At 45.2% G+C, this 22,537-nt stretch carries 20 protein-coding genes, 1 tRNA gene and 1 pseudogene; 16 read left to right on the plus strand and 6 right to left on the minus strand.

Annotation, left to right across the window (positions count from 1 at the left end; all coding sequences use genetic code 11):
* Positions 1-598 precede the first annotated feature (598 nt).
* The 5 genes from FTT63_RS12065 to FTT63_RS12085 all read left to right on the plus strand — a co-directional run bounded on the left by FTT63_RS12065 (position 599) and on the right by FTT63_RS12085 (position 6,421).
* Positions 599-1,297, plus strand: a complete 699-nt coding sequence (locus tag FTT63_RS12065) for a phosphopantetheine-binding protein (RefSeq protein ID WP_180192349.1) — start codon at positions 599-601, stop codon at positions 1,295-1,297.
* Between the two features lie 141 nt (positions 1,298-1,438).
* Complete coding sequence (locus tag FTT63_RS12070) at positions 1,439-2,083, plus strand: RluA family pseudouridine synthase (RefSeq protein WP_163145690.1); 645 nt, start codon at positions 1,439-1,441, stop codon at positions 2,081-2,083.
* A 139-nt stretch (positions 2,084-2,222) separates the two neighbouring features.
* Positions 2,223-5,060 (plus strand): RNA polymerase-associated protein RapA, encoded by a 2,838-nt coding sequence (rapA, locus tag FTT63_RS12075; RefSeq protein ID WP_104513564.1) that lies wholly within the window; start codon positions 2,223-2,225, stop codon positions 5,058-5,060.
* Between the two features lie 185 nt (positions 5,061-5,245).
* Entirely contained in the window at positions 5,246-5,512 is a 267-nt protein-coding gene (locus FTT63_RS12080; protein ID WP_005178913.1) for a PAAR domain-containing protein, read from the plus strand.
* A gap of 108 nt (positions 5,513-5,620) precedes the next feature.
* Complete coding sequence (locus FTT63_RS12085) at positions 5,621-6,421, plus strand: alpha/beta fold hydrolase (protein WP_180192350.1); 801 nt, start codon at positions 5,621-5,623, stop codon at positions 6,419-6,421.
* Positions 6,422-6,441: 20 nt separating this feature from the next.
* Here FTT63_RS12085 and fabR read toward each other — a convergent pair whose 3' ends face one another.
* On the minus strand, positions 6,442-7,068 hold the full coding sequence (gene fabR, locus FTT63_RS12090) for an HTH-type transcriptional repressor FabR (RefSeq protein ID WP_228151050.1): 627 nt from the start codon (positions 7,066-7,068) through the stop codon (positions 6,442-6,444).
* 207 nt (positions 7,069-7,275) lie between these two features.
* On the opposite strand from fabR, the gene FTT63_RS12095 reads away from it, so the two are divergent.
* Positions 7,276-8,346, plus strand: a complete 1,071-nt coding sequence (locus FTT63_RS12095; RefSeq protein ID WP_180088768.1) for a ferredoxin reductase — start codon at positions 7,276-7,278, stop codon at positions 8,344-8,346.
* A gap of 15 nt (positions 8,347-8,361) precedes the next feature.
* Positions 8,362-9,456, plus strand: coding sequence for an acyl-CoA desaturase (locus tag FTT63_RS12100; RefSeq protein ID WP_180192351.1), 1,095 nt, complete (start codon positions 8,362-8,364; stop codon positions 9,454-9,456).
* A 430-nt stretch (positions 9,457-9,886) separates the two neighbouring features.
* Here the strand turns inward: FTT63_RS12100 and FTT63_RS12105 are convergent, their stop codons facing one another.
* Together FTT63_RS12105 and FTT63_RS12110 are read right to left on the minus strand one after the other, a co-directional pair.
* A complete protein-coding gene (locus tag FTT63_RS12105; protein ID WP_180192352.1) occupies positions 9,887-10,534 on the minus strand; it encodes an HAD-IB family hydrolase in 648 nt (215 codons plus the stop codon).
* Entirely contained in the window at positions 10,501-11,706 is a 1,206-nt protein-coding gene (locus FTT63_RS12110; protein ID WP_180192353.1) for a DUF1615 domain-containing protein, read from the minus strand. The genes FTT63_RS12105 and FTT63_RS12110 overlap by 34 nt, the downstream gene beginning before the upstream one ends.
* Before the next feature lie 439 nt (positions 11,707-12,145).
* On the opposite strand from FTT63_RS12110, the gene FTT63_RS12115 reads away from it, so the two are divergent.
* From FTT63_RS12115 to FTT63_RS12140, 6 genes and pseudogenes are all read left to right on the plus strand, one after another.
* Positions 12,146-12,222, plus strand: a tRNA-Met gene (locus FTT63_RS12115).
* A 175-nt stretch (positions 12,223-12,397) separates the two neighbouring features.
* The gene (locus tag FTT63_RS12120; protein ID WP_005178882.1) at positions 12,398-12,619 is read left to right on the plus strand and encodes a hypothetical protein; all 222 of its coding nucleotides are present in this window, start codon (positions 12,398-12,400) and stop codon (positions 12,617-12,619) included.
* Positions 12,620-12,819: 200 nt separating this feature from the next.
* The gene (locus FTT63_RS12125; protein ID WP_005178879.1) at positions 12,820-13,029 is read left to right on the plus strand and encodes a cold-shock protein; all 210 of its coding nucleotides are present in this window, start codon (positions 12,820-12,822) and stop codon (positions 13,027-13,029) included.
* Positions 13,030-13,258: 229 nt separating this feature from the next.
* The gene (gene dusB / locus FTT63_RS12130; protein ID WP_257233299.1) at positions 13,259-14,278 is read left to right on the plus strand and encodes a tRNA dihydrouridine synthase DusB; all 1,020 of its coding nucleotides are present in this window, start codon (positions 13,259-13,261) and stop codon (positions 14,276-14,278) included.
* 163 nt (positions 14,279-14,441) lie between these two features.
* Positions 14,442-15,504 (plus strand): annotated as a pseudogene (locus FTT63_RS12135) (RNA-guided endonuclease InsQ/TnpB family protein).
* Between the two features lie 173 nt (positions 15,505-15,677).
* Positions 15,678-16,268 (plus strand): hypothetical protein, encoded by a 591-nt coding sequence (locus FTT63_RS12140; protein ID WP_005178874.1) that lies wholly within the window; start codon positions 15,678-15,680, stop codon positions 16,266-16,268.
* A 65-nt stretch (positions 16,269-16,333) separates the two neighbouring features.
* On the opposite strand, the gene FTT63_RS12145 is transcribed toward FTT63_RS12140, so the two are convergent.
* Positions 16,334-17,377, minus strand: coding sequence for a nitronate monooxygenase family protein (locus FTT63_RS12145; RefSeq protein WP_127800501.1), 1,044 nt, complete (start codon positions 17,375-17,377; stop codon positions 16,334-16,336).
* A 209-nt stretch (positions 17,378-17,586) separates the two neighbouring features.
* On the opposite strand from FTT63_RS12145, the gene FTT63_RS12150 reads away from it, so the two are divergent.
* The 3 genes from FTT63_RS12150 to FTT63_RS12160 all read left to right on the plus strand — a co-directional run bounded on the left by FTT63_RS12150 (position 17,587) and on the right by FTT63_RS12160 (position 20,206).
* Positions 17,587-18,846 (plus strand): putative DNA modification/repair radical SAM protein, encoded by a 1,260-nt coding sequence (locus FTT63_RS12150; protein WP_180192354.1) that lies wholly within the window; start codon positions 17,587-17,589, stop codon positions 18,844-18,846.
* A complete protein-coding gene (locus FTT63_RS12155; RefSeq protein WP_168407662.1) occupies positions 18,846-19,625 on the plus strand; it encodes a TIGR03915 family putative DNA repair protein in 780 nt (259 codons plus the stop codon). The genes FTT63_RS12150 and FTT63_RS12155 overlap by 1 nt, the downstream gene beginning before the upstream one ends.
* A gap of 62 nt (positions 19,626-19,687) precedes the next feature.
* Positions 19,688-20,206 (plus strand): hypothetical protein, encoded by a 519-nt coding sequence (locus FTT63_RS12160; protein WP_005178855.1) that lies wholly within the window; start codon positions 19,688-19,690, stop codon positions 20,204-20,206.
* A gap of 47 nt (positions 20,207-20,253) precedes the next feature.
* On the opposite strand, the gene FTT63_RS12165 is transcribed toward FTT63_RS12160, so the two are convergent.
* Both FTT63_RS12165 and FTT63_RS12170 read right to left on the minus strand, forming a co-directional pair.
* Positions 20,254-20,955 carry a VIT family protein gene (locus tag FTT63_RS12165; protein WP_005178853.1) on the minus strand — a complete coding sequence of 234 codons (702 nt, stop codon included), beginning with the start codon at positions 20,953-20,955 and terminating at the stop codon, positions 20,254-20,256.
* Between the two features lie 92 nt (positions 20,956-21,047).
* Positions 21,048-22,259 (minus strand): YeeE/YedE family protein, encoded by a 1,212-nt coding sequence (locus FTT63_RS12170; RefSeq protein ID WP_180192355.1) that lies wholly within the window; start codon positions 22,257-22,259, stop codon positions 21,048-21,050.
* Positions 22,260-22,537 lie beyond the last annotated feature (278 nt).

Genomic DNA, 22,537 nt, shown 5'->3' on the forward strand with positions numbered 1-22,537 from the left:
CAAGAAGACGTGCACAGAAAACAGCAATTCAACAACGAAATCTGAATCCTGTGCTTGACTTGGAAATGTCTGTATAGGACATTTCTATTTGGTTTTAAGATAGGACATTTCTACTTTGGAATAACAACATTTGTAAGCCCAAAATAGAAATGTCCGGTTTCTCCAAAGTAAAAATGTCTGCTTTTAGAATATGCATTTTTGCAATTTCCTTAGCGGACGGTTTGATATGTTGGTGTCTATGTCGGATAAAGAACTTAAACGATTGTCGGTCTTGCAGGAAATCTGTGATCAACGCATAACCCAGTCCCAGGCTGCTCAGTTACTTCATATTTCAGAGCGTATGAGCAATAAAACTCCGATAAAGCCTTTAGAAGAGTAAGTTTTTATTTTCATTGTTTCAAATAGGGTTAATGATTTAACTACCTAAATTAATCTATAGTTCGATCAATTGCTTGTATTGAATTATGCTTATTTAAGATAATGGCGATTATACGAAATTAGAACAATAAACGTCTGTGAAATCAAAGTGTTTTTTAAATCGATGCTAAACTAAAATAGCATGAATCATCATGCTATTTTGTATTTATAAGAGCCTTCCATGCTGTACCTCATGCCCAAAAAAATCCAACTCGTACCATCTCAAGCCAAATGGCAGCTTGCATCAAATGAATCTGTTTTGGTACTGGTAGGACTGCAAAACCTAAGGATGATGGTAGGTATACAGGACAGCGACCTGATGACTCATCTGATCCAGATCAGCAATAAAGCCAAAGCACTGGACATTCCTATTGTCGATCTATACGGCGATGATGTCCTGCAAGGCATGCAGCAGTTGGGTGAATACGCTTCAACCCATCCCCAACTGATTTTTGCCGGTCAGGTCACGCCAATGCTGAAACAGATTTTGCCGCATCTGATGAGTGTGACGGATCAAATCGGTGTGGTCGACGATGCGATTTTATTGGTGAATCAGGAACAGCATATTCAGTGGATTGAAAATATTTCGGCACAGGGGATACATCACTTAAATACCTATAGCCTGACTCGCTTATGGGATTTAAGTGCGCCGTCAGAATATGTATTGTCGACCAAAGGCATTATGTTGGCTGTCGCAGAACAGCTGGATATGGATGCCTTGGAAATTGATCCTTATGTCGACCTAAAAAATTATGGTCTGGATTCGGTAAGTATGGTCAGTCTGGTCGGTTTATGGCGTGCCAATGGTGCCAATATTCGCTATGAAGATCTGCAGTCCAAACCCACACTTCACGGATTGCTGCAGATTTTAACGGACTAAATTTGCCATTTTCAGAAAATTGACATTTTTATTCAGCAAAATCGGAAAAAACGTCTGCAATTTGCGCAAATTGCATTGTAATTGTGGTGCAAGGTTTTTATCATTGCCGCCTTATTTTCGCGATCAGCCTGGAAGTGTACTTTGAGTAATTTTCTAACCGAACACCTGATTTATCGAGATGAAGATTTTATGCTCATCCATAAACCGGCCGGCTTACTCACAGTGCCAGGAAAAACAGCAGATTTACAAGACTGCCTGATCAGCCGTTTGGTCGCCATTGAGCCTAAAACCCTGTTAATTCATCGTCTGGATCGTGACACCTCAGGTATTTTGGTGTTTGGTCTTAGCCGCTTGGGGCAAAACAAGATTTCACGCCAGTTTCAGGAACGCCAGACCGATAAGCATTATCAGGCAGTGGTGGCCGGGCATCTATACGGCGAAGGCACCATTGATGTGCCGGTGGTCTATGATCCAACCCGTCCGCCGTTGCATATGGCCGATCCTTCTCATTCGAAACCGGCGCTTACCCACTGGCAGGCGCTGGAACAGTTTGAAATAAATGGACAGGCGGTTACGCGGGTCAAACTTATTCCAATTACCGGCCGTTCGCATCAGCTGCGGGTGCATATGCAATATCTGGGTCATCCAATTATTGGCGATACCTTATATGCCACGCCAGAGCAGCAACAGCTGTCTCCACGCCTGTGTTTGCATGCGGCGTATTTAAGTTTTCAACATCCTCAAACGGGAGAAACACTGGAGTTTAATTGCCCGGTGCCGTTTTAAGGGAAACATATCCTCATGAATTTAAGCTCACTTTTTGGTGGGCTTTATGTCAAAATATATTGCTTTACGATGTCAAATTTTGCTCAAATGGCAAGCAGTCCTTGAGTGATAACGCGACAGTCCTAACTTCTAGAAAAAGGTGGAAAAATTGCAGCAGTTTGCTATTGGTCAACGTTGGTTGTCAGATACAGAAACAGAACTGGGCTTAGGCGTTCTTATTGATGTAGATGAACGTTCAATCAGCATTTTATTCCCCAAGAGTGACGAAACCCGTGTCTATGCACGTAACAATGCACCTTTGTCCCGTATCGTGTTTAATGCGGGCGATGAAGTACAGGACCAGGAAGGCCTGAAATGGACGGTTCAGAGTCTGGAAGATCGCGGTGGCGTGGTGCGTTATAACGTGGTACGTCAGCTGGAAGATGGTTCAGAAGAACAGAAATCGCTGAATGAAACCCGAATTGGCGCACAAATCCAGCTGTCTAAACCCCTAGACCGTTTACTGGCCAGCCAGATTGATTATAAAGAATGGTATGACCTGCGTATTGAAGCGCTGTTGATGCAGGCCAATATGCACAGCAGTCCGCTGCGTGGCCTGATTGGTTCGCGTGTGGGCCTGATTCCGCATCAGCTGTATATTGCCCACGAAGTCGGTAAGCGTTTTGCACCGCGTGTATTACTGGCCGATGAAGTGGGTTTGGGTAAAACTATTGAAGCTGGTCTGATTATCCATCAGCAGCTCAAAACCGGCCGTTCTGAACGTATTTTAATTTTGGTGCCAGATTCACTGCAATATCAGTGGATGATTGAAATGCGCCGCCGTTTCAACCTGCAGTTCTCTTTATTTGATCTGACCCGTACAGCGTCAATTAAAGAACATGACCCGGATTTAAACCCGTTCCTGACCGAGCAATGTATTATTGCTTCTATTGACCTGATGATTGACCACGAAGATCTGCGTGAGCAGGCACTTGAAGCTGGTTTTGATTTACTGGTGGTTGATGAAGCGCATCACCTGATGTGGTCAGAAGAAGAAGGCGGCAATGACCGTTATGATCTGGTCGAAGAATTTGCTGAACAAACGGCCGGTGTGTTGCTCTTAACTGCAACCCCAGAACAGTTGGGTGTTGAAAGTCACTTTGCCCGTTTACGCCTGCTCGATCCTCAACGTTTCAGTTCGTTGGACCGTTTCCTGGATGAAGAAGCGCAATATCAGCAAACAGCCAAAATTGCCGAAGTGCTGATGTCCGACATGCCACTGGAAGAAGGTCATCTGGCCGCTTTGGAAGGCTTACTGGGCCATCGCATTGAAGACCATCCGGAACAGCGTTTCCGCGCCATTCATGAACTGTTAGACCGTCATGGTACCGGCCGTATTTTATTCCGTAACACCCGTGAAGCGATTCAGGGCTTCCCGGGACGGGACTGTCAGCCAGCACCACTGCCAGCCCCAGAGCACTGGGCCAAAGAGGGCAAGTTGCGTGAACAGATGTGGCCAGAAGAAGGCCAGCTTGATGGTGCGTGGATGGAAACCGATCCGCGTGTAATGTGGCTGATGGAAAAGCTGCGCAGCGATTTAAAACACAAAAAAGTGCTACTGATTGCACGTAGTGGTCCGGTGGTGGAAGCGCTAGAAAATGCACTGCGTTTACACGCCGGTATTCGTACTGCGATGTTCCATGAAGGTATGAGCCTGCTGGAACGTGACCAGGCGGCGGCGTATTTCGCAGAAGATTCCTATGGTGCGCAAATCCTGCTCTGTTCGGAAATTGGTTCAGAAGGGCGTAACTTCCAGTTTGCATCGGATTTAATTTTATTTGATTTACCGGCGAACCCGGACGTACTGGAACAGCGAATTGGCCGTCTAGACCGGATTGGTCAGGAAAATCGGATTCAAATTCATGTGCCGTATTTACTCGGTACGGCGCAAGAACGCATGTTCCGCTGGTATAACGAAGCGTTGAATATTTTCAGCAATATTTCCCCAACGGCGCAGACTTTGCAGGAAAACTTCATTGTTGAATTAAAAGACTGCTTACTGGCAGATCAAGGCCAGCAGTTTGAAGAATTGCTGGAAGCGGTTAGCGTACAGCGCGAAGCTTTGGAAGCTGAATTGCAGGAAGGCCGTGACCGCCTGCTGGAATACAACTCTTGCCGTCCGGTGGTGGCACAGGAAATTGTCCAGGCGCTGGAAGATTATGATGACAACACTACCTTGCCAATGTTCATGAAGCGCTTTATGGCTTCAACCAACATCGACTTTGATGAACAAAGCAATGGCACAGTCATCATCAAGCCAACAGACCAGATGCAGGTACAAGGTCTGACTTTAGATGAAGAGGGCATGACTGCGACCTTCTATCGTGATCAGGCTCAAATCCGCGAAGATGCACAATATCTGACTTTGGAACATCCATTTACCGAAAGCGTGATGGAAATGATCAATACCCAAAGCTTTGGTAGTACCAATGTGGCGGTGTTAAAGTCAGCTGCATTACCGCAAGGTTCGGTGCTGCTGGAAGTGTGGTTCAAGGTTGATGTGATTGCACCAAAAGCATTGAACCTGCCATCAAGCTTGCCGCAGCAATTGATTCGTGTATTGCTGAGTGAAAAAGGTCAGGATCTGTCGCAAAAAATTGCCCCTGAAATCTTAAAACCGTATTTACATCATTTAGATGGCAATAGCTGCCGTCAGGTGGTAAAAGCACGCCGTGAAGTGATTGAGCAGCGTTATGCACAGGCGCTGGACATTGCCAAAACTGCCTTGCCGGGCTTAAAAGAGCAGGCCAAAGAGATGTATGGCGCGAAATGGCAATATGAAATTGACCGTCTAACGTATCTGAAGCAATTTAACCCAAGCATCCGTGAAGATGAAATCAGCCGTTTGCAGAAATTGCAAAAAGAAGGTTTAAGCCTGCTTGACGGTATTGCGGTTACCCCGGAAGCGATTCAGGTGATGGTGGTGGTTAAACCATAACAGTCGTAATTTTTAGAAAAGCACCTTCTGAACTGCACCCCGAAAGTTGGACACTTTTAGTCTAATTTGAAGGGTGCTTTTTTAATACTGATTTGCCGGACATGAACAGCCCGGCGATCAGTGCACTAGAGTCCGGTAAAATGTTCATGCTAAGATGAGCCAAATTTTTAAAAGATATAACAACGATGGGTAAAGCATTAGTCACTTTAGGCTCTAAAACTTCACATGGCGGTGTGGTTGCTGAATGTGAAAGTTCATTTGTTATTAATGGCATTGCCGTGCATTTAAATGGCATGAAGCATTATTGTCCAAAATGTAAAACTACAGTAGCGGCCATTGCGGCTGATCCAACCACCCAGGTCAAAGGGCGTGGCGTGGTGATTGTTGGTGATAAAACCACCTGCGGTGCAACTTTCTTGCCTAGCCAGAATCTGGTGGTGTCGGCTAAATAAATATATTGGTCAGGCGTAGAGTGTTGAACCAGCCTGGCTAATCTTGAGAATCGCAGCAAAAATTAAAATTACCTCCTGCAAAATGGATTATCTGCTTCAAATACCTTTATGACCAAAACTGTTGTTTATTTTGCCCATGCCAATGGCATCGCCAGTCCTTGCTATCAGACCTTTTTTGATTATTTTGATGCCGATATTGAGCTGAAATATATTCCGGTCATTGGCCTGAATCCGGACTATCCGGTTGAGCCAAAATGGGAAAAACTGGTGGCGCAGGTCATTGCCGATATCGAGTTACAAACACCAAAACAGGCGGTGGTCGGTTTGGGGCATTCTTTTGGCGCGCTGGTGTTGCTGATGGCATCTTATCAACGGCCAGATTTATTTAGCCAGCTGATTTTAATGGACCCGCCTTTTGTGCTTGGTAAAACAGCGCCGATATTCGAGTTATTGCAAAAGCTGGGTTCAAAACAGATTGACCGTTTAACCCCGGCCGGGCTGAGTCTGAAACGTAAAGACGCCTGGTCGAGCCGTGAGCAGGCTTATCAGCAGTTACGTGGCAATGCCTTGTTTAAACAGTTTGATGAGCGCTGTTTTCAGGATTTTATCCGGCATGGTCTTAGAGAAGATGAGGCCGGCATCAGCTTACAGATTCCAAAACAGGTCGAGGCAGATATTTTTAGAACTGTACCAAGCTGGTGGTGGCGTTGGCCGCGTAAAGCCCCAAATTTACCGGTGCATTTAATCACGGCAGAGCAGAGTGCTTTTTATAAGCAAGGTTTCCCGCAGGGACTAAAAAAGATATATGGCATTGAGTTTAGTGTTGTAGCGGGTGGGCATATGTTCCCGCTGGAATCTCCTGAGCAGAGCGCACGCGATGTGCAGCAGCGGATTCGATCAACACTTTAAATAAGCAGTTTAAAATCCAGTTAACGGATTTGTGCTTCATCTAAATGGCGTGCGCCTTCGAGCAGCATCCGGATCATGATCATGGTTTGCTCGGCAATGATTTTACGTTCATTGGCGGGCATATCAATCACTTTGGCACCCATATTAAACACCAGCTGGGTAATGGCTGAAGAAACAATCTCCGGATGGGACAGTTTGCTGTTATTCAAACGCTCCAGACGAATCAGGTCATCTTTCAGTTCCTGCTGGAAATAGTTCAGCTGACGTTCCACTGCCTGCTTATAAGACGTCGATCCGGTATAGCCTTCACGCAACAGCAGACTTAAATTACCTTCATCAGCATCTAGCTGTTCAATAAAGACTTCAACCGAGGTGCGGATAATGCTGTTCTGTTTGGATGCTTTTAAACGTGCCTGATTCAGAATCTGACGCAGCACATGGCCGGCCCGGTCAATCAGGGCAATGGCCAGCTCATCAATATCTTTAAAGTGACGATAAAAACTATTCGGTGCAATACCGGCTTCGCGCGCGACTTCACGCAGGCTTAAAGAGGCAATACTTTTTTGGGGTCCGATCAGATTCAGTGCAGCCTGAAACAGCTCTTCCTTGGTAATGGTCGCTTTCCTGCCGACCGTACGCACCGTCATGGGTTCACGGATGTTGGGAACATCTTGGGCAAGAACATCATTACTTATTTTCATGGCAGGCTGAGTCATAGGGTCCAGAGCTGAAAGGCTTTTCAGTAGTATAGCCGTTGTGTGTGAACTTGTGAAATGAATAGAAACAATACAAACGTATATACAAATATATATACATGTGTATAATAATTGAGAATTCATCGCGTGGTGTAGGCTATGCACGTTATCGAAAAGTCGAAATCTCCCCTCAAATCTCTTGCGAGTGCGATTGTTGATCCGTACTCGGCAAACTTCTGGTTACAAAAAATCAATCCGTTGTGGTCTGTGAATCAGGCATTGGGCAAGATTGTGCAAAAGCAGCAGACCGCGCAGGACACGGTCAGCCTGATGGTGCAGTTCAATCAGAAATTCCAGCTTGGACAGGCGGGCCAACATCACCCGGTCTTTGTCACCATTGAAGGAATTCGCTATGAGCGTACCTACAGCCTGACGCAACTGGATACTCAGCATGTGCTGTTAACCGTTAAAAAAGTCGATCAGGGTAAAGTCAGCAGCTGGTTGGTCAATCAGGCCAATGTGGGCGATATTCTGGAATTTGGCCAGCCTTATGGCGATATGTTGTTGCCTGAAGCGACACAGCCACTCATTTTGCTGGCTGCCGGTAGTGGTATTACCCCAATGTATAGCCTGGTCGATGCTTTGGCCAAATCGGGTCAATTAAAGCAGACCCCGGTTAAACTGATGTACTGGGTAAAAACCTTTGCCGATGTTGCTTTTAAAACCCAGTTTGAACAATGGGCGACACAATATCCACACTTTCGCTTTGACGTGTTTTATACCCAGGCAGGGGAAACACCGGCACAGCGTCTGAATGAAAGCCATCTGCAAGCCCTTGAGCAGATTGAACAGAGCGCAGTCTATGCCTGTGGTCCATCGGGTTTTGCTGCACGGGTAGAAGAACTGTTTGCGCATGCACAACAATTAAAAACTGAAGCCTTTAGCATGAGCCCAATGCTCAATGAAGAAGCTGGTTTTGTGCAGGTGACCTTAACCCAATCGAATAAAACCGTGACCATTCCCAAAGGCCAATCTATTTTGACCAGCCTGGAGCAGCAGAATATTCAACCGAAGCATGGCTGCCGTATGGGAATTTGTAATAAATGTGCCTGCAACAAAGTCGAAGGCTCGACCAAAAATCTGGTGAATGGTGCGCAAAACACCGAACCGGGTAATTTGCTCAAGCTTTGCGTGAATTCGGCACAAACAGACTTAGTTATTGACTTATAAGCGGGTACACTCACTATGAATATGCCAGTCAAATTTGAATATTTTAAAAATCCTAAAAACCGCGAATTAACCCAATTAGAACTGGATGAATTGGCGCGTGAATTAGACGCCATCAAGCAGGAAGTGCTGGATGATTTAGGCGAAAAAGATGCCAAATACATCCGCCGTGTATACTCAACCATCCGTTATGCTTCTATTGCGGGTCGTGCCTGCCTGTTTGCTGGCTGGTTCCCGCCAGCCTGGATTTTGGGTACTGGTCTACTCGGCTTTGCCAAAATCATGGAAAATATGGAACTTGGCCATAACGTCATGCACGGTCAATATGACTGGATGAACGATCCAAAATTCAACGGTCAGACCTATGAGTGGGATATTGTCGGTACCTCTGAAAACTGGCGTCAAACCCATAACTACAAACATCATACCTATACCAATATTAAAGGTATGGATGATGATATCGGCTATGGTCTGGTACGTCTGTTCCCAGAACAACGCTGGAAACCGGGTCATCTGCTACAACCGGTTTACAGTATTCCATTCTGTTTACTGTTCCAGTGGGGTGTGGCGATTCAAAACCTGGAACTTGGTAAAGTGTGGATGGGCCGTAAAACCAAGGCTGAGCTGAAAGAAGAGTGGAAACCTTTACAGCGTAAAATCTCTAAACAGCTGTTTAAAGACTATGTATTCTTCCCGCTGATTGCTGGTCCTGCAGCGTTACCAGTATTCACTGGCAACCTGGTGGCCAACGGGATTCGTAACATCTGGACCTTCAGTATTATTTTCTGTGGTCACTTCACCAAAGATGTTGAGGTGTTTCCGAAATCGGTACTGCAAAATGAAAGCCGTGGTCACTGGTATATGCGTCAGATCCGTGGTTCTTCTAACCTGACTGGTTCTGAAGCATTCCATATCTTGACAGGGCACTTGAGCCATCAGATTGAACATCACTTGTACCCGGATGTTCCAGCTCGCCGTTACCGTCAGATGGCACCAAAGGTTCAAGCAGTATGTGAAAAATACGGGCTAAACTATAACAATGCCAGTCTGGTTAAACAGTATGGCAGTGTGATTAAACGTATTGTGAAGTATGCTTTCCCATTCAAGAAATAGTCTTTCTTGGGACTAAGAACCACTTCTTTTGAAGTGGTTTTTTATTGGTAATGTTTGTATGTATAAGTGGATTTAATTCCATACCTTAGATTCTCAAGTATAGTTATACTTAATAAAAATTATAGTTTTGTTAGCATAACACTAAATAGTCGGAAAACTACTGGGAGTCCTACGCCTGCTCAAAAAGTCATGACATTATCAAGTTTGCGTTATATGTGAAATTTTATTGGTAGAACTTGGCGGATTCAAGCGACAAGTACAACAGTATAAAAATCAGAGACAACTTCACTGGGTGTATACCCAGCCCAGTGACTTTCTAGGACAATTTTTAGAGCGGATTCTATCTGGTAGAGATAATCGCCTTAGCTTTAGAGGTGTTCTTTCAGCTAATCGAGTTACTTTTCCCCCATATTTTTTGTGTGACTTTAATCTAAGCCAATTTTCTACAATCAATAATTTCAGGTAATTGTTGATCCGTTCCGACCATATAGGAATAAGTTGCTAATCTCAGCATTTCCTCATCTTCATCACTATTACCATAAGCATAAATTTCAGCATAATCGTCCAGATTATATTTCTCTAAAATCCTGATTTTCTTTTGCTCATTACTACAGTCTGCGGTTTGATAGAATCCGGTCATTTTCCCAGCTTTGATTTCTACTTCGCTACAGATTAAATCAATATTTAAATAGCGACAGACTGGTTTTAAATATAAATCTACAGATGCAGAAACAAGAACGACATCATGGCCAAGTTGTTGATGTTGTTTGAATTGATTGAATAAAGCAGGATCAAGTTTAGCTATCAAGGTTACAGCATACTCCTGAGCCAATTGCAGAATTTCCTCTGCATCACTATTTTTAAACATGCTGGCATAGAGTTTTGGGCGCATGCGATGGGCTGGATAGAGCTTTAAATAATACGCCTGAATCCACGGCAAAATTTGCAGGCCGCGTTTTACAATATGCCGTTTTCTCAAGGCATAAAAAATGAACCCGGTAAAACTATCATGCTCATACAGGGTTCCATCAAAATCGAATAAGGCTAGATTTTTATATTTTTGGCTTTTTGCATGCATGTGGTATATCGCCCGTTGACCCGAGTAGCAAACCAGTTGGTATTATAATCACGGCTGAGTTTTGGCCCGGAAATTACCACCTCTGGCATCATCGCATAAAATGGTGCTTTGCCAGTTTGTTCCTGATACAGTTTTAATAAGGCGTGATACGAGGCGGTATCTTCAAAATCCTGCTCTTTTTCTTTTTTCAGATCGGAGCGGATCTGGCGTGGGGTGAGCACAATATTATGTTTGGCAAAAACACTAATCAGCTCGCGTTCAGATTGACTCTTGGCACTGCGAACACCGCCATCTTTGCTATAGAGCAGTAAATCACCATCTAGAGATAATTCGGCTTCGGTTAAATCATTCAGCATGCTCTGAAAAGCGGCATTACGGCTGGAATACATACCCGAGTTATAATCGGCAAAGCGATATAGCGGTTTATCATAATCAGCCGGATACATCATCAGACGGTGAATACCATAATACAGGCCACCATATTGGCTGTATAAATCGGTACGTAATTCTGCAATATTGCCGCCTTGGCGTTTATGTTCCTTGGCATAACTGATATGCACCTGCATCGAACCTAAGGTGGTAATCGGATTCAGCTTTTCTCCGATATTTTGACCAAACAGCTTGGCGGCGCCGGTCAGGGCCGACACATGATAATGCTTGGCCATATAGTCAAAAATTTCACGATAAAGCTCATCCAGTTCCCGTTCGGTTTTGACCCGGCGCATCTGGCTTAAATAGTTATCTTCCGGGCTTGGATGGTTTTTCAGTACATCCTGAAAATAGCCGACAATGGTGCCTCCAATGGCTTCACCGAGTTTATCTTTAAACTTCTCGTCTAAACGTTCTTGGACTTCTTTAACTGCTTTTTCACCTAAACCATAGACCTGTGGATCGGCAACAAAGTTGGATTCCTGATCGACCACGGCGACAATGGTACACATATTTTCCTTGGTCTGCGGAATACCCAATTGTTCACTAATATCGTAAATATCTTTGGCCCATGAATCACGATCTTTCACGCGGGAAGGAATTAGTCGTTTGATCTGATCTGCATCTAGACTTGGCTCATCGCCTTTATTCCACCAGGCGCTGTCGCCACAGGCAGCTAAACTTAAAGATAACGCAATCAGGCTTAAAGGTTTGATTACAGATGACAGGAAGATGTGTTTCATAAACAGGAAAACTCGGTCCAGACGGGTCAGCCTACAGGGCAGATGAAGTATACAGAAATTCGGCTATACAGGTGTGAATATATATGTATACGGCCTACGTTGCACTGTCAATTTTTATCTGCAAGATGCCAGAGAATTGAGTGGCTCAAAAAGCGGATATTGTAGGGTTAGATACTGAGTTCTATTTCAAAATAAAGCACTGATTTTAATTTGATGATCTTCTGTTATTTTAAGAAAATATTTAAATAAATAAGGGAGATGCTGTATAAAATCATCTGAATTATTTTTTAAAATATTATCTGTTATTTTTTAATGATTGCAAAATTTTCTAATCAAAATAAAGGGAATTATTTTAGCGTAGAACCGTGGTTATTTTAGTGTGTATTTTAAATAAACCTTGTGTTTAGCAAATATAGAGCGTATAAAGCTAACTCTCCTTTGCGGGGTGGAGCAGTCTGGTAGCTCGTCGGGCTCATAACCCGAAGGTCGTTGGTTCAAATCCGGCCCCCGCATCCAACTTTTAATGCTTATAGTGATTGAATATTTGTCCATAATTGTGAGAATTGGGACAGTGAAAAGTTTAAAATAATCAAATTTGATTGTGTTTTTATCCGATTTTTGAAAGATGAAATTTTAATAAAATTGAACAGCTTTCTTAAATGATCACCTAAGCTCATATAATGAGTCAGTTATGTTGAATAATGTAGAAAATTGGCAGTTGGCCACTGCAGTCAATGGTCAGGAAATTTTTGTAAAAGTAATGCCGCTGAAAAAGAAGCAGCGCTCGAGCCAGGGTTTTATCTGGGTGGAAGTCGGTAAAATGATTGAGCTTCAGTCCGGACAGCAGGTAGAATTTAACCTGGATGGTAAAAGTTTTTATATTGCTTTAAATCAGTTATATAAATTGAATTAATTTATTTTTATTGCATTCAGAACAGAAGTCTGTATAGTGGTCCTTAACTAGAAGAATTACTATTGTTTCAGCAAATCTTTTCCCTCCGTCGTTTTTTAATATCCTTCGTAGTATCAGATTTTTAGTTTCAAAGTCATTTTCCAGTTAATTATTGGTTTATCTATGACCAATTTAAAAGTTTTTTAATACAGGATTATCTTATGTCAAATACAGTTACTGGTACTGTGAAATGGTTTAATGAAACTAAAGGTTTTGGTTTTATTCAGGCAGATTCAGGTCAGGACGTTTTTGCTCATTACAGCGAAATTACCAACCAGGGCTTCAAAACTTTACATGAAGGCCAGCGCGTTGAATTTACCATCGTAGCGGGTAAAAAAGGCGACCAGGCCAGCGGTATTACTGCAATCTAATTGCCGGTTTCGCTGCAAAAAGCTCATCTTCTGATGGGCTTTTGTTTTTTAGCATCTGCTAAAAACAGATGTGCTGTGGTCGGTACAGATGCATAGAAATTTTAGTCAGAAGGCTTTAAACTAGCCCGGTTTTCAGCGCCGTATCCAGTTTTCTCCCAGGTCAGGATAAGCTGCGCATTTTCTGTTTCCCGAGGTTCCTACATTGAGTTCACATCCTGTCATTCAAGAACTGTTTGATCGTCCTATTGAGCGAAAGCTGTGGGTGGCACCAATGGCAGGCGTCACTGATCGGCCGTTTAGAACGCTGTGCAAATATTTTGGCGCAGGCCATGCAGTCAGTGAAATGATGACCTCGGACAAGACTTTGCGCATGAGCAAAAAAAGTCTGTATCGGGCCAATTTTGATGGCGAAATCGCGCCGATTTCTGCACAAATTGCCGGCTCCGATCCGGCTGATCTGGCTGAAGCTGCGCGTTATCAGGTGGCCAATGGTGCACAGATTGTCGATATCAATATGGGCTGTCCTGCCAAAAAAGTATGTAATAAGCTGGCCGGTTCGGCGTTGCTGCAAGATGAAGATCTGGTTGCCCGGATTTTAGATGCAGTTGTAGAAGCAGTCGATGTGCCGGTAACCTTAAAAACCCGGCTCGGTTTTTTAAACGGTCAGGAAAATATTCTGCGTGTGGCCAAGCGTGCGGAGCAGGCCGGTATTGCAGCGCTGGCCCTGCATGGTCGTACCCGCGAAGATATGTACCTGAACACGGCGCGTTATGAGTTAATCAAGCAGGTTAAGGCCGAGCTGAATATTCCCCTCATTGCCAATGGCGACATCGACAGTCCGGAAAAAGCTAAAATGGTGCTGGATTATACCGGTGCAGATGCGATTATGATTGGCCGTGCGGCACAAGGCCGTCCCTGGATTTTCCGTGAAATTGCCCATTATCTGACGACCGGTGAACATTTGGCTGCACCGAGTATTGAAGAAGTCAAACAGGTATTGCTTGGGCATTTATCTGAACTTTATAGCTTTTATGGAGAATATTCAGGCTGCCGTATTTCACGTAAACATATTGCCTGGTACACCAAAGGACTGCGTTCTAGCAATGAATTCCGCCAGAATATGTACCGTGTGGAAAGCACGGCCGAGCAGTATCAGGTGGTGGAAAACTATTTTAATCAACTGTTAGAACATGGCAACATCATGAGTGATGTCCAGATTGAACAGGTGAATCTGTTAGAAACTAAATAATTAAATATCTATCATAATTATGGCGCTTTAGAGCGCCATTTTTTATCCCCGACTTTATCAAATGGAGCGTAAACCTCTGTCTTTCAGGTCAGAGATATAAGCGACACGACATGAAATGTCGTTTAATTGCTAAAAAACAATATTTCAAGCCTAATATAAGCCCATGAAAACACTTAAATTACGTATAAAAGACAGTCACACAAAGGTGCTAGACCAATTGGCATCTGAAGTTAATTTTGTCTGGAACTATGTCAATGATTTGTGTTTCAAACACCTACAGCGCAAACAACAATTCTTTTCAGCATACGATATTGCTAAATACACGAAAGGCGCATCAAAGGAATGTAATCTTCATAGCCAAACCATTCAGGCTGTAACAGAAGAATTGGTCACTCGCAGAAAACAGTTCAAAAAATCAAAATTGAGATGGCGTGTCAGTAATAAGAAATCAGCAAGAAGATCACTAGGTTGGATACCCTTTAAAAAGGTCGCTATTAAATATGCCGATGGATACGTTCAGTATGGCAAGCATCAATTCAAGCTATGGGATAGTTACGGACTATCGAAATACAGCATTAAAACAGGCTCATTTGTAGAGGATAGTCGAGGACGTTGGTATGTCTGCTTAGTGGTTGATTCACCCAAACAAGACAAACCTACCGCCACAAAAGCCGTGGGCATTGATCTAGGCTTAAAAGATATTGCTACTTGTTCAGATGGTACGATCATTTCCAATCCCAAGTTCTACCATCAATATGAACAGAAATTAGGGATTGCTCAGAGAGCGAGAAATAAAAAGCGTGTCCGTGCATTACACGCCAAAATTGCAAACTGTCGTAAAGACCATTTGCACAAGGCTAGCACCCAGCTGGTGAAAGACAATGCACTGATTGTCGTTGGTGATCTAAGTGCGAACAAACTTGTAAAAACTAAAATGGCGAAATCTGTTTTAGATACAGGATTTTTAGCACTCAAAACCATGCTCAAGTATAAATGCGAGAACGCAGGGGTCATGTTTGAGGAAGTCAACGAGAGATTCACAACCCAAACCTGTTCGAGCTGCGGTGCAATCACCGCAAGCAGTCCGAAAGATAGATTTGCGAATAAGAGTATGGGAATGTGAATGCGGAAGTGTAAATCAACGCGATTTAAACTCCGCCAAGAACATACTTGCGCTTGGGCATAAGCGTCTAGCAGTAGGAATCACCCTCCTTTCAGGTGGGTGAGGATGTCAACCGTTTACAATCTCTACAGACCTGAACACAGGGCAACATACGCTCACTGAACACGGACAGGACTTGGACATTGCAGGGCTTGGCTTGCTCTATGCTAGGTAAGTCTTCACTTGGCAAGATGATATTCCAGTCTTGTTAATAACAATGATCCAGGGAGTTTCAACATGACCAATACTAATCGTCCTGTGACTGAATTTAGCCATAAGACCTCAACAGAATTACCACAAGAACGAAGCCAGGGTTTAAATGTCGACCCGACCGATGTCAATGCACGTCCAGATTTGGACACCAATCGTGTCCCGGATATGAATGAAGCAGGCGATCATCCTGTTGGCACCAGTGTCGGTGTATTAGGGGGCGCGGCAACCGGTGCGGCCGTGGGTGCTGCAGCTGGACCGGTCGGTGCCGTAGTGGGCGGTATTGCCGGTGGTGTGGTCGGTGGATTGGCCGGTAATGAAATTGCCGATGCGATTGATCCGACTGCAGAAGATGTGTACTGGCGTGATCAGTACCAGAACCGTCCATATTATAATGAAACCCGCAGTGTCTATGCCGATGTCGACTATGATCGTGATTATCGCGGCGCCTATCGTCTGGGCTATGAAAACCGGCCTTTATATGAACAAAATGTCGATTTTGACCGGGCCGAGCCAGAACTGCGCACCAAATGGGAACAGATGAAAGGCGATTCCCGTCTGAACTGGGAAGAAGCAAAATTTGCAGCCAAAGATGCCTGGCAACGTGTCACCCGTTAAAGCATTCAAGACACTATCAGGCCAATAAAAAACATCTCCGCGGAGATGTTTTTTATAGTTCTCGCTTAGTGACTGGTCATTTCCAGCACCAGTTGATTAATTAAATCACCGGCTTCCATGTCACGAATCAGGCCCACGTTGGCACCGGCCCAGAATGCGCCAAATCCCTGTTCGCCTTGCTGGCTGGCTGCGGCATGTAACTGCTTGCCAATATCATAGGTATAGGGATAGGTCGGTACCGGCGGACGGTTTGGCGTATCCACCAGACGGTGCCACTGATTGACCAGACCACGTGCCGGACGGCCGGAAATTGAATCGGTAATTTGGGTACAGCTCTGGCTAAATAAAGCCTTGCGATACGCCTCATTGGCATTGGAAGATTTACATTGCACAAAGGCGGTCCCGAGCTGTACCGCGACTGCGCCAAGGTTCATGACACGTTGTGCATGTTGACCATTCATAATTCCACCAGCCGCAACCACCGGAATCTGACAGTGCTGGGTCAGTAAAGTCACTAAATCTACCGTGCGGATACCGCCATCAATAGCGGCATTAAACAGGCCACGATGACCGCCAGCCTCTACGCCTTGGGCAATAATAATATCAATACCCGCCGCTTCAATGGCTTGTGCTTCGGCCAGATTGGTGGCAGAGACCATGGTGATAATCCCGGCCTGTTTTAGCGCCTGAATCTGATGCGCGTGCGGAATACCAAAATGAAAACTCACCGCCTGAGGACGGGTTTCCAGCACCAGATTCAGATAATCATCATTGCTTAAAAAACTAGGATACAGATTTTTGAGCTGGATCGGCAGCGCTACGCCATAATGGACAAAATGCGGACTTAAATAATCCAGCCAGACCTGAGCAGCAGCTTCATCCAGCGGCTCGGGTTGATGACAGAAGAAATTGACCTGAAAAGGGCAGTCGGTCAGGTCCTGGGTTTTTAAAATCTGTTCTCGGGCAGACGCCACTGAACTGGCCCCTAAACCCAGTGAACCCAAGCCGCCCTGGTTGGAAACTTCGGCAGCCAGTTCAGGTGTCGAAACACCGGCCATCGGCGCTAAAAAAATAGGATGTTTAATGCCGAGCTGTTCCAATATAGACATGCGATTTCTCCTTATTCTTCCTACACTTTGCCCAAGCTGAACAAAATTAGCAAATCATAATCATTATTTATTTTTTAAATAATCTGTCGGTTTTTACACAGTAGTTACATTCGTTGCGACAAGCTGGGTCGTGCTAACGCATCGGCTTGCTAGGCGCAACATTTTCGCTTTTTTATAATCAGCTTATCTCCTGATTTCTGCTGAAACGCATGTCTGAACGTATCCGTGAAAAACTGCAAATTTTAGCCGATGCTGCCAAATATGATGTGTCCTGCTCATCGAGTGGCAGTCGGCGCAAAAATAAAGACCAAGGGCTGGGCAATACCGGTAATGGCATCTGTCACAGCTATACCGAAGATGGGCGCTGTGTTTCGCTGCTTAAAATCCTGTTCTCCAATGTTTGCATTTATGACTGTGCCTATTGCGTGTCGCGGCGTTCCAATGATGTGAAACGCGCAGCCTTTACCGTACAGGAAGTGGTCGATCTGATCATAAATTTTTACCGGCGCAATTATATTGAAGGGCTGTTTTTAAGTTCCGGTATTTTTAAATCGGCCGATTACACCATGGAACGAATGCTACAGGTGGTGAAAAAGCTGCGGCTGGAAGAAAACTTTAATGGATATATTCATTTAAAAACCATCCCGGGCGCATCTCAGGAAATTATTACCGAAGCCGGTTTATATGTTGACCGGATGAGTATTAATCTGGAAATGCCGACCGAAGCCGGACTACAGCAGTTTGCCCCGGAAAAAAGTCATGCCGAAGTGCAGAAGGATTTGGGTATTGTCCGCGATCGCCTGATTCAACTGAAAGATGAATCGAAAATCATCAAATCGGTACCGAAGTTTGTTCCGGCCGGACAAACCACGCAGATGGTGGTGGGTGCACATAATGAAACCGACCAAGACATTATTATGATGGCCGATCGGCACTACAAAGAATTCAAGCTAAAACGGGTTTATTTTTCTGGTTATATTCCAATTAATACACAGGAAAAGGCCTTGCCCGCTGTCGGTTCAGCGCCGCCGTTGCTGCGTGAAAACCGGCTCTATCAAAGTGACTGGTTAATGCGTTTTTATGGTTTTGCTGCGCATGAACTGGTGGATGATCAACATCCCAATTTAGACCTGGATGTCGACCCGAAATTGGGCTGGGCACTGCGTCATCCAGAGGCTTTTCCGGTAGATATCAACCGTGCCGACTACCAGTTGATTTTACGGGTGCCGGGTATAGGCGTGCGTTCGGCGCAGAAAATTGTGCAGGCGCGCCGGTTTGGGCACATTCATATAGATCAGCTAAAACGCATGGGCGTGGCCTATAACCGTGCCCAGCATTTTATTCGCTGTGCCGACAGCCCGAAATTTAAAAAAGAGCCGCCAGCGCAGCAGATTCGCCAGCAGATTTTACAGTCGGGGCAATCCAAATATCAGCAGCAGCTCTCGCCACAACTGGGCTTTGCTTTTTAATGGCCACCTACTGCTTTGATGGCACGCTCACCGGCTTGCTTTGCTGTGTGTTTCGGGCATTTCGCTTTCAAGAGTTTGATGTACACATTACCGCCAATCCGCAGTCCCAGCATGGCCTGTTTGATGAGTTTATTGTCGTGTCTTCACAGGATGAGCAGGGACAGCGGGTCTGGCAGGGCTTGAAACAGAAAATCCAGCCCGGCAGCTTGCGTCAGTTTTATCTGTGCTTTTTGTCGGAGCAGGAACAGGCCTTTCAGCATCTGTTTGATTTTTGCATTTATGTTTTTCAACACGGCCATGCGGTGGATGGTAATTATGGCCATCCGGCGGTGTTGGGCATGACACAGTGGGCCAAGCAGGTGGGCCGGGAAAAACATCGCATGGAAGCTTTTGTACGCTTTAAAAAATGTCAGGATGGTCTGTTCTTAAGTCTGGTGCGGCCAGATTTTAATGTATTACCGCTGATCGAGCGGCATTTTAAGGCGCGTTACCAAGATCAGCGCTGGCTGATTTATGACGAACAGCGTGATTACGGCATTTATTATGATCTGGATGATGTGCATCAGGTTCAGATGAATGCCCGGCAGCTGGATCTCCAGCTGGGCAGTGGCCACAGTCAGGCCTTTAGTATCGAGCTGGATGCTGAAGAATTTTTATATGACCAGCTGTGGAAAGATTATTTTCACAGCGTCAATATTCAGGCACGGCAGAACATGAAGCTGCATATTCAGTATGTACCGAAACGTTACTGGCGCTATATGAATGAAAAGTCGCTCTAACTTTCATCCCGGCCGGTTTCATCAGTATAATGCCCGGGTTGTATCGTGGAAAAGGTAAAGGCATGAAGGGGTATGTAGGGGCTGTTTTGCTCACAATAACAGGTTTGACAGCATGTGGACCACATGAGGCAGAGCAGGTACAGGTCCAGCCTGAACAGTACCAGGTGGCCAGTGCAGAGCAGCTACAGCAGCGCTTTAGTGCCTTAAACCGTCAACTGGAAGCCGATTTTCAGCAGTTTAAGCAGCTGGAAAGTATTGCCTTTGCCCAGCAGTTTCCTTTAGATGCCGATAATCTGATGACCTTGAACCAGCATCTGGTCAGCAGTACCGCCTTAAAGCCGACCAAAGCCGGCTATTGCGATATGATGAATGGCTATTTTGCCGAGATGTATCGTCTCGGACATTATAATCTGGAACTGCTTGATCAGATCCAGCTGCCCCAGGCTCAACAGGAAAATTTAAAGCAGAATTTTGCCAATGCCGACAATTTTTATGATTTTATTTTAAACCGCTATACTAGCTATCGTCAGGTGCAGCAAACCATGAATTATGGCTGTAACCTGAAAGCGGCTTTACAGTAAACACAGCCCTAAGGTAAAAAAACCGCCCGATTTGCTGGGCGGTTTTTTTATAAAGGTGTGACATGGAACAACGAGCCAATCCAGTGTGCGAATAGCATGGCCACCACGCCCCAGACCGTGACCCGCAAGCTGCCTCTGAGCATGGAGGTGCCGGCAAAATAGCTGGACAGGGCACCGAGTAAGGCCAGCGATAAGACACCTACAATCACAATGCTTCGGTCCAGATATTCCACCGGACTAAAGACAATGGTCAGTAAAGGCAACAGCGCCCCTAAAGAAAATGCAATCGCCGAGGATGCCGCCGCCTGTACCGCATTGGCGGCAGTATTTTCATGAATGCCGATTTCATCGCGGGCGTGGGCGGCTAGGGCATCTTTGGCGGTCAGCTGTACCGCCACTTCATGCGCTAGCTCAGGCGTCAGGCCGCGCAAGGTATAAATATGGGTCAGTTCTTTTAGTTCCAGATCGGGGTTTTTACGCAGTTCTCTGGATTCCATGTGCAGATCAGCCTGCTCGATATCTTCCTGGGATTTGACCGAAATATATTCGCCGGCAGCCATGGAACTAGCGCCTGAAATCAGGCCGGCAATACAGGTAATCAGCAGGGTCTGGCTGGAAGCACCACTGGCCGCCATCCCGATCACCAGACTGGTCACCGAGATAATCCCATCATTGGCCCCCAACACCGCAGCACGTAACCAGCCCGTTCTTAAAATATAATGTTTTTCATGATGATGTGAATAACTCATAGCCCGCCTGATTTCTTATTGTATGCGGCTATCTTAACCCAGAGATGCAAAAAGCCCCAACTTTTGGGGCTTTTTTAACAGCGAGTCAGGAATTAACAGCCGGTCAGCTTTTCCGGTTGTGGGCGTTCTTCCGGGAAGAAGAATGGACGCAGTTTGACCCCAATGCCATTGCCAATAAAGGCAAATACCAGCCACAGCCAGCCATGTAAACTGCCAGAGGCAATACCACTGAAATAGGCGCCAATATTACAGCCATAAGCCAGGCGTGCGCCATAACCTAACAGCAAACCGCCAACAATCGCTGCCATCAGCGAGCGTTTTGGAATATTAAAGTTCGGTGCGAATTTACCGGCCAGACTGGCTGCCAGCAGGGCGCCGAGCATAATCCCGAAGTTCATCATCGAGGTAATATCAAACCATAACGACTCTGTCAGTGCTTTGGCATTGGCTGGTTGCTGCCAGTAGCTCCAGGAGGCTACATCAACACCCACAAAACTGGCCGATTTGGCGGCCCAGACGGCCAGCGCAGAGGTTACGCCCCAAGGACGTCCAGCCAATGCAAGAGTAGCAAAGTTCAGCAAGGTCAGGATGATACCGCCCCATACCAACGGCCACGGGCCACGTAAGAAGCGTTTCCAGTCCTGATGCTGTGCAGCCGGTTCAACCTCCAGACTGCCATGACGTTTCTTTTCATACCATACGGTAACCAAGGCAATCAGGGCAAACAGCACAAAGTTCAGCAATAACGCCGGCATCACACCTAAGCTGGTGACCAGTGAAATAGGTGCCAGATGCGGCAGGTTAAACCACCAGTCTAAATGCGTGGTGGCAATCAGTGAGCCTAAGCAGAAGAATACCAGTGTTACCAGCATGCGTGCGCTACCACCACCCACGGTATACAGCGTACCAGAAGCACAGCCGCCGCCGAGCTGCATGCCAATACCAAAAATAAAGGCACCAATCATCACCGACATTGACACTGGGCTAACAAAACCATTGACCGGATTGCCAAACAGTTCACCTGCACCTAAGGCTGGGAAAAACAGCAGTACTGCCAGACCAAGCATGATCATTTGTGCACGCAGACCGCGACCACGACCTTGCTTGATAAACACCCGCCAGCTTGAGGTAAAACCAAAAGAAGCATGGTACAGGGTCATCCCCAGTGCACCACCAATCAGGAATAATAGTGCCTGGTTAATGCCCACCACCTGATAGGCGCCAATACAGCCAATAAACAATAACACCAGCGCGACCCAGATCGAGCGATTCGACCGGTCGGCTTTTGCAGCAATAATAGACATAGACAATAACAGGGAGAGAAATCAGAATCCTGAGTATTTTAGTGGAAAGTTAAACTTTTAATCTGACAGAAACAGTCATTTAAGCTATTTTTAATTTGAAATTTCTAATTTCAAATATTAGTAAAATGAATAATAAAAAAGCTCCCGGAAGGGTAATGCCAGTCAGTTAAGCAAATTTTAGTAAAATGTAGTAAAAATGAGTGTATGTAAATACGCTCATTTTTTTATGTCTTTATCTGAACATTTAGAATCCACTCTTGAACATGCTCTCCCATCAC

Source organism: Acinetobacter sp. C15 (assembly GCF_013420645.1).
Lineage (GTDB): Bacteria > Pseudomonadota > Gammaproteobacteria > Pseudomonadales > Moraxellaceae > Acinetobacter > Acinetobacter indicus.

Excerpts from the sequence above, each read along its gene's own strand:
- FTT63_RS12065 (WP_180192349.1), top strand. The coding sequence starts at position 599 with ATGCTGTACCTCATGCCCAAAAAAATCCAACTCGTACCATCTCAAGCC.
- FTT63_RS12080 (WP_005178913.1), top strand. The coding sequence starts at position 5,246 with ATGGGTAAAGCATTAGTCACTTTAGGCTCTAAAACTTCACATGGCGGT.
- FTT63_RS12085 (WP_180192350.1), top strand. The coding sequence starts at position 5,621 with ATGACCAAAACTGTTGTTTATTTTGCCCATGCCAATGGCATCGCCAGT.
- fabR (WP_228151050.1), bottom strand. The coding sequence starts at position 7,068 with ATGACGGTGCGTACGGTCGGCAGGAAAGCGACCATTACCAAGGAAGAG.
- FTT63_RS12095 (WP_180088768.1), top strand. The coding sequence starts at position 7,276 with ATGCACGTTATCGAAAAGTCGAAATCTCCCCTCAAATCTCTTGCGAGT.
- FTT63_RS12100 (WP_180192351.1), top strand. The coding sequence starts at position 8,362 with ATGAATATGCCAGTCAAATTTGAATATTTTAAAAATCCTAAAAACCGC.
- FTT63_RS12105 (WP_180192352.1), bottom strand. The coding sequence starts at position 10,534 with ATGCATGCAAAAAGCCAAAAATATAAAAATCTAGCCTTATTCGATTTT.
- FTT63_RS12110 (WP_180192353.1), bottom strand. The coding sequence starts at position 11,706 with ATGAAACACATCTTCCTGTCATCTGTAATCAAACCTTTAAGCCTGATT.
- FTT63_RS12120 (WP_005178882.1), top strand. The coding sequence starts at position 12,398 with ATGTTGAATAATGTAGAAAATTGGCAGTTGGCCACTGCAGTCAATGGT.
- FTT63_RS12125 (WP_005178879.1), top strand. The coding sequence starts at position 12,820 with ATGTCAAATACAGTTACTGGTACTGTGAAATGGTTTAATGAAACTAAA.
- FTT63_RS12140 (WP_005178874.1), top strand. The coding sequence starts at position 15,678 with ATGACCAATACTAATCGTCCTGTGACTGAATTTAGCCATAAGACCTCA.
- FTT63_RS12145 (WP_127800501.1), bottom strand. The coding sequence starts at position 17,377 with ATGTCTATATTGGAACAGCTCGGCATTAAACATCCTATTTTTTTAGCG.
- FTT63_RS12150 (WP_180192354.1), top strand. The coding sequence starts at position 17,587 with ATGTCTGAACGTATCCGTGAAAAACTGCAAATTTTAGCCGATGCTGCC.
- FTT63_RS12155 (WP_168407662.1), top strand. The coding sequence starts at position 18,846 with ATGGCCACCTACTGCTTTGATGGCACGCTCACCGGCTTGCTTTGCTGT.
- FTT63_RS12160 (WP_005178855.1), top strand. The coding sequence starts at position 19,688 with ATGAAGGGGTATGTAGGGGCTGTTTTGCTCACAATAACAGGTTTGACA.
- FTT63_RS12165 (WP_005178853.1), bottom strand. The coding sequence starts at position 20,955 with ATGAGTTATTCACATCATCATGAAAAACATTATATTTTAAGAACGGGC.
- FTT63_RS12170 (WP_180192355.1), bottom strand. The coding sequence starts at position 22,259 with ATGTCTATTATTGCTGCAAAAGCCGACCGGTCGAATCGCTCGATCTGG.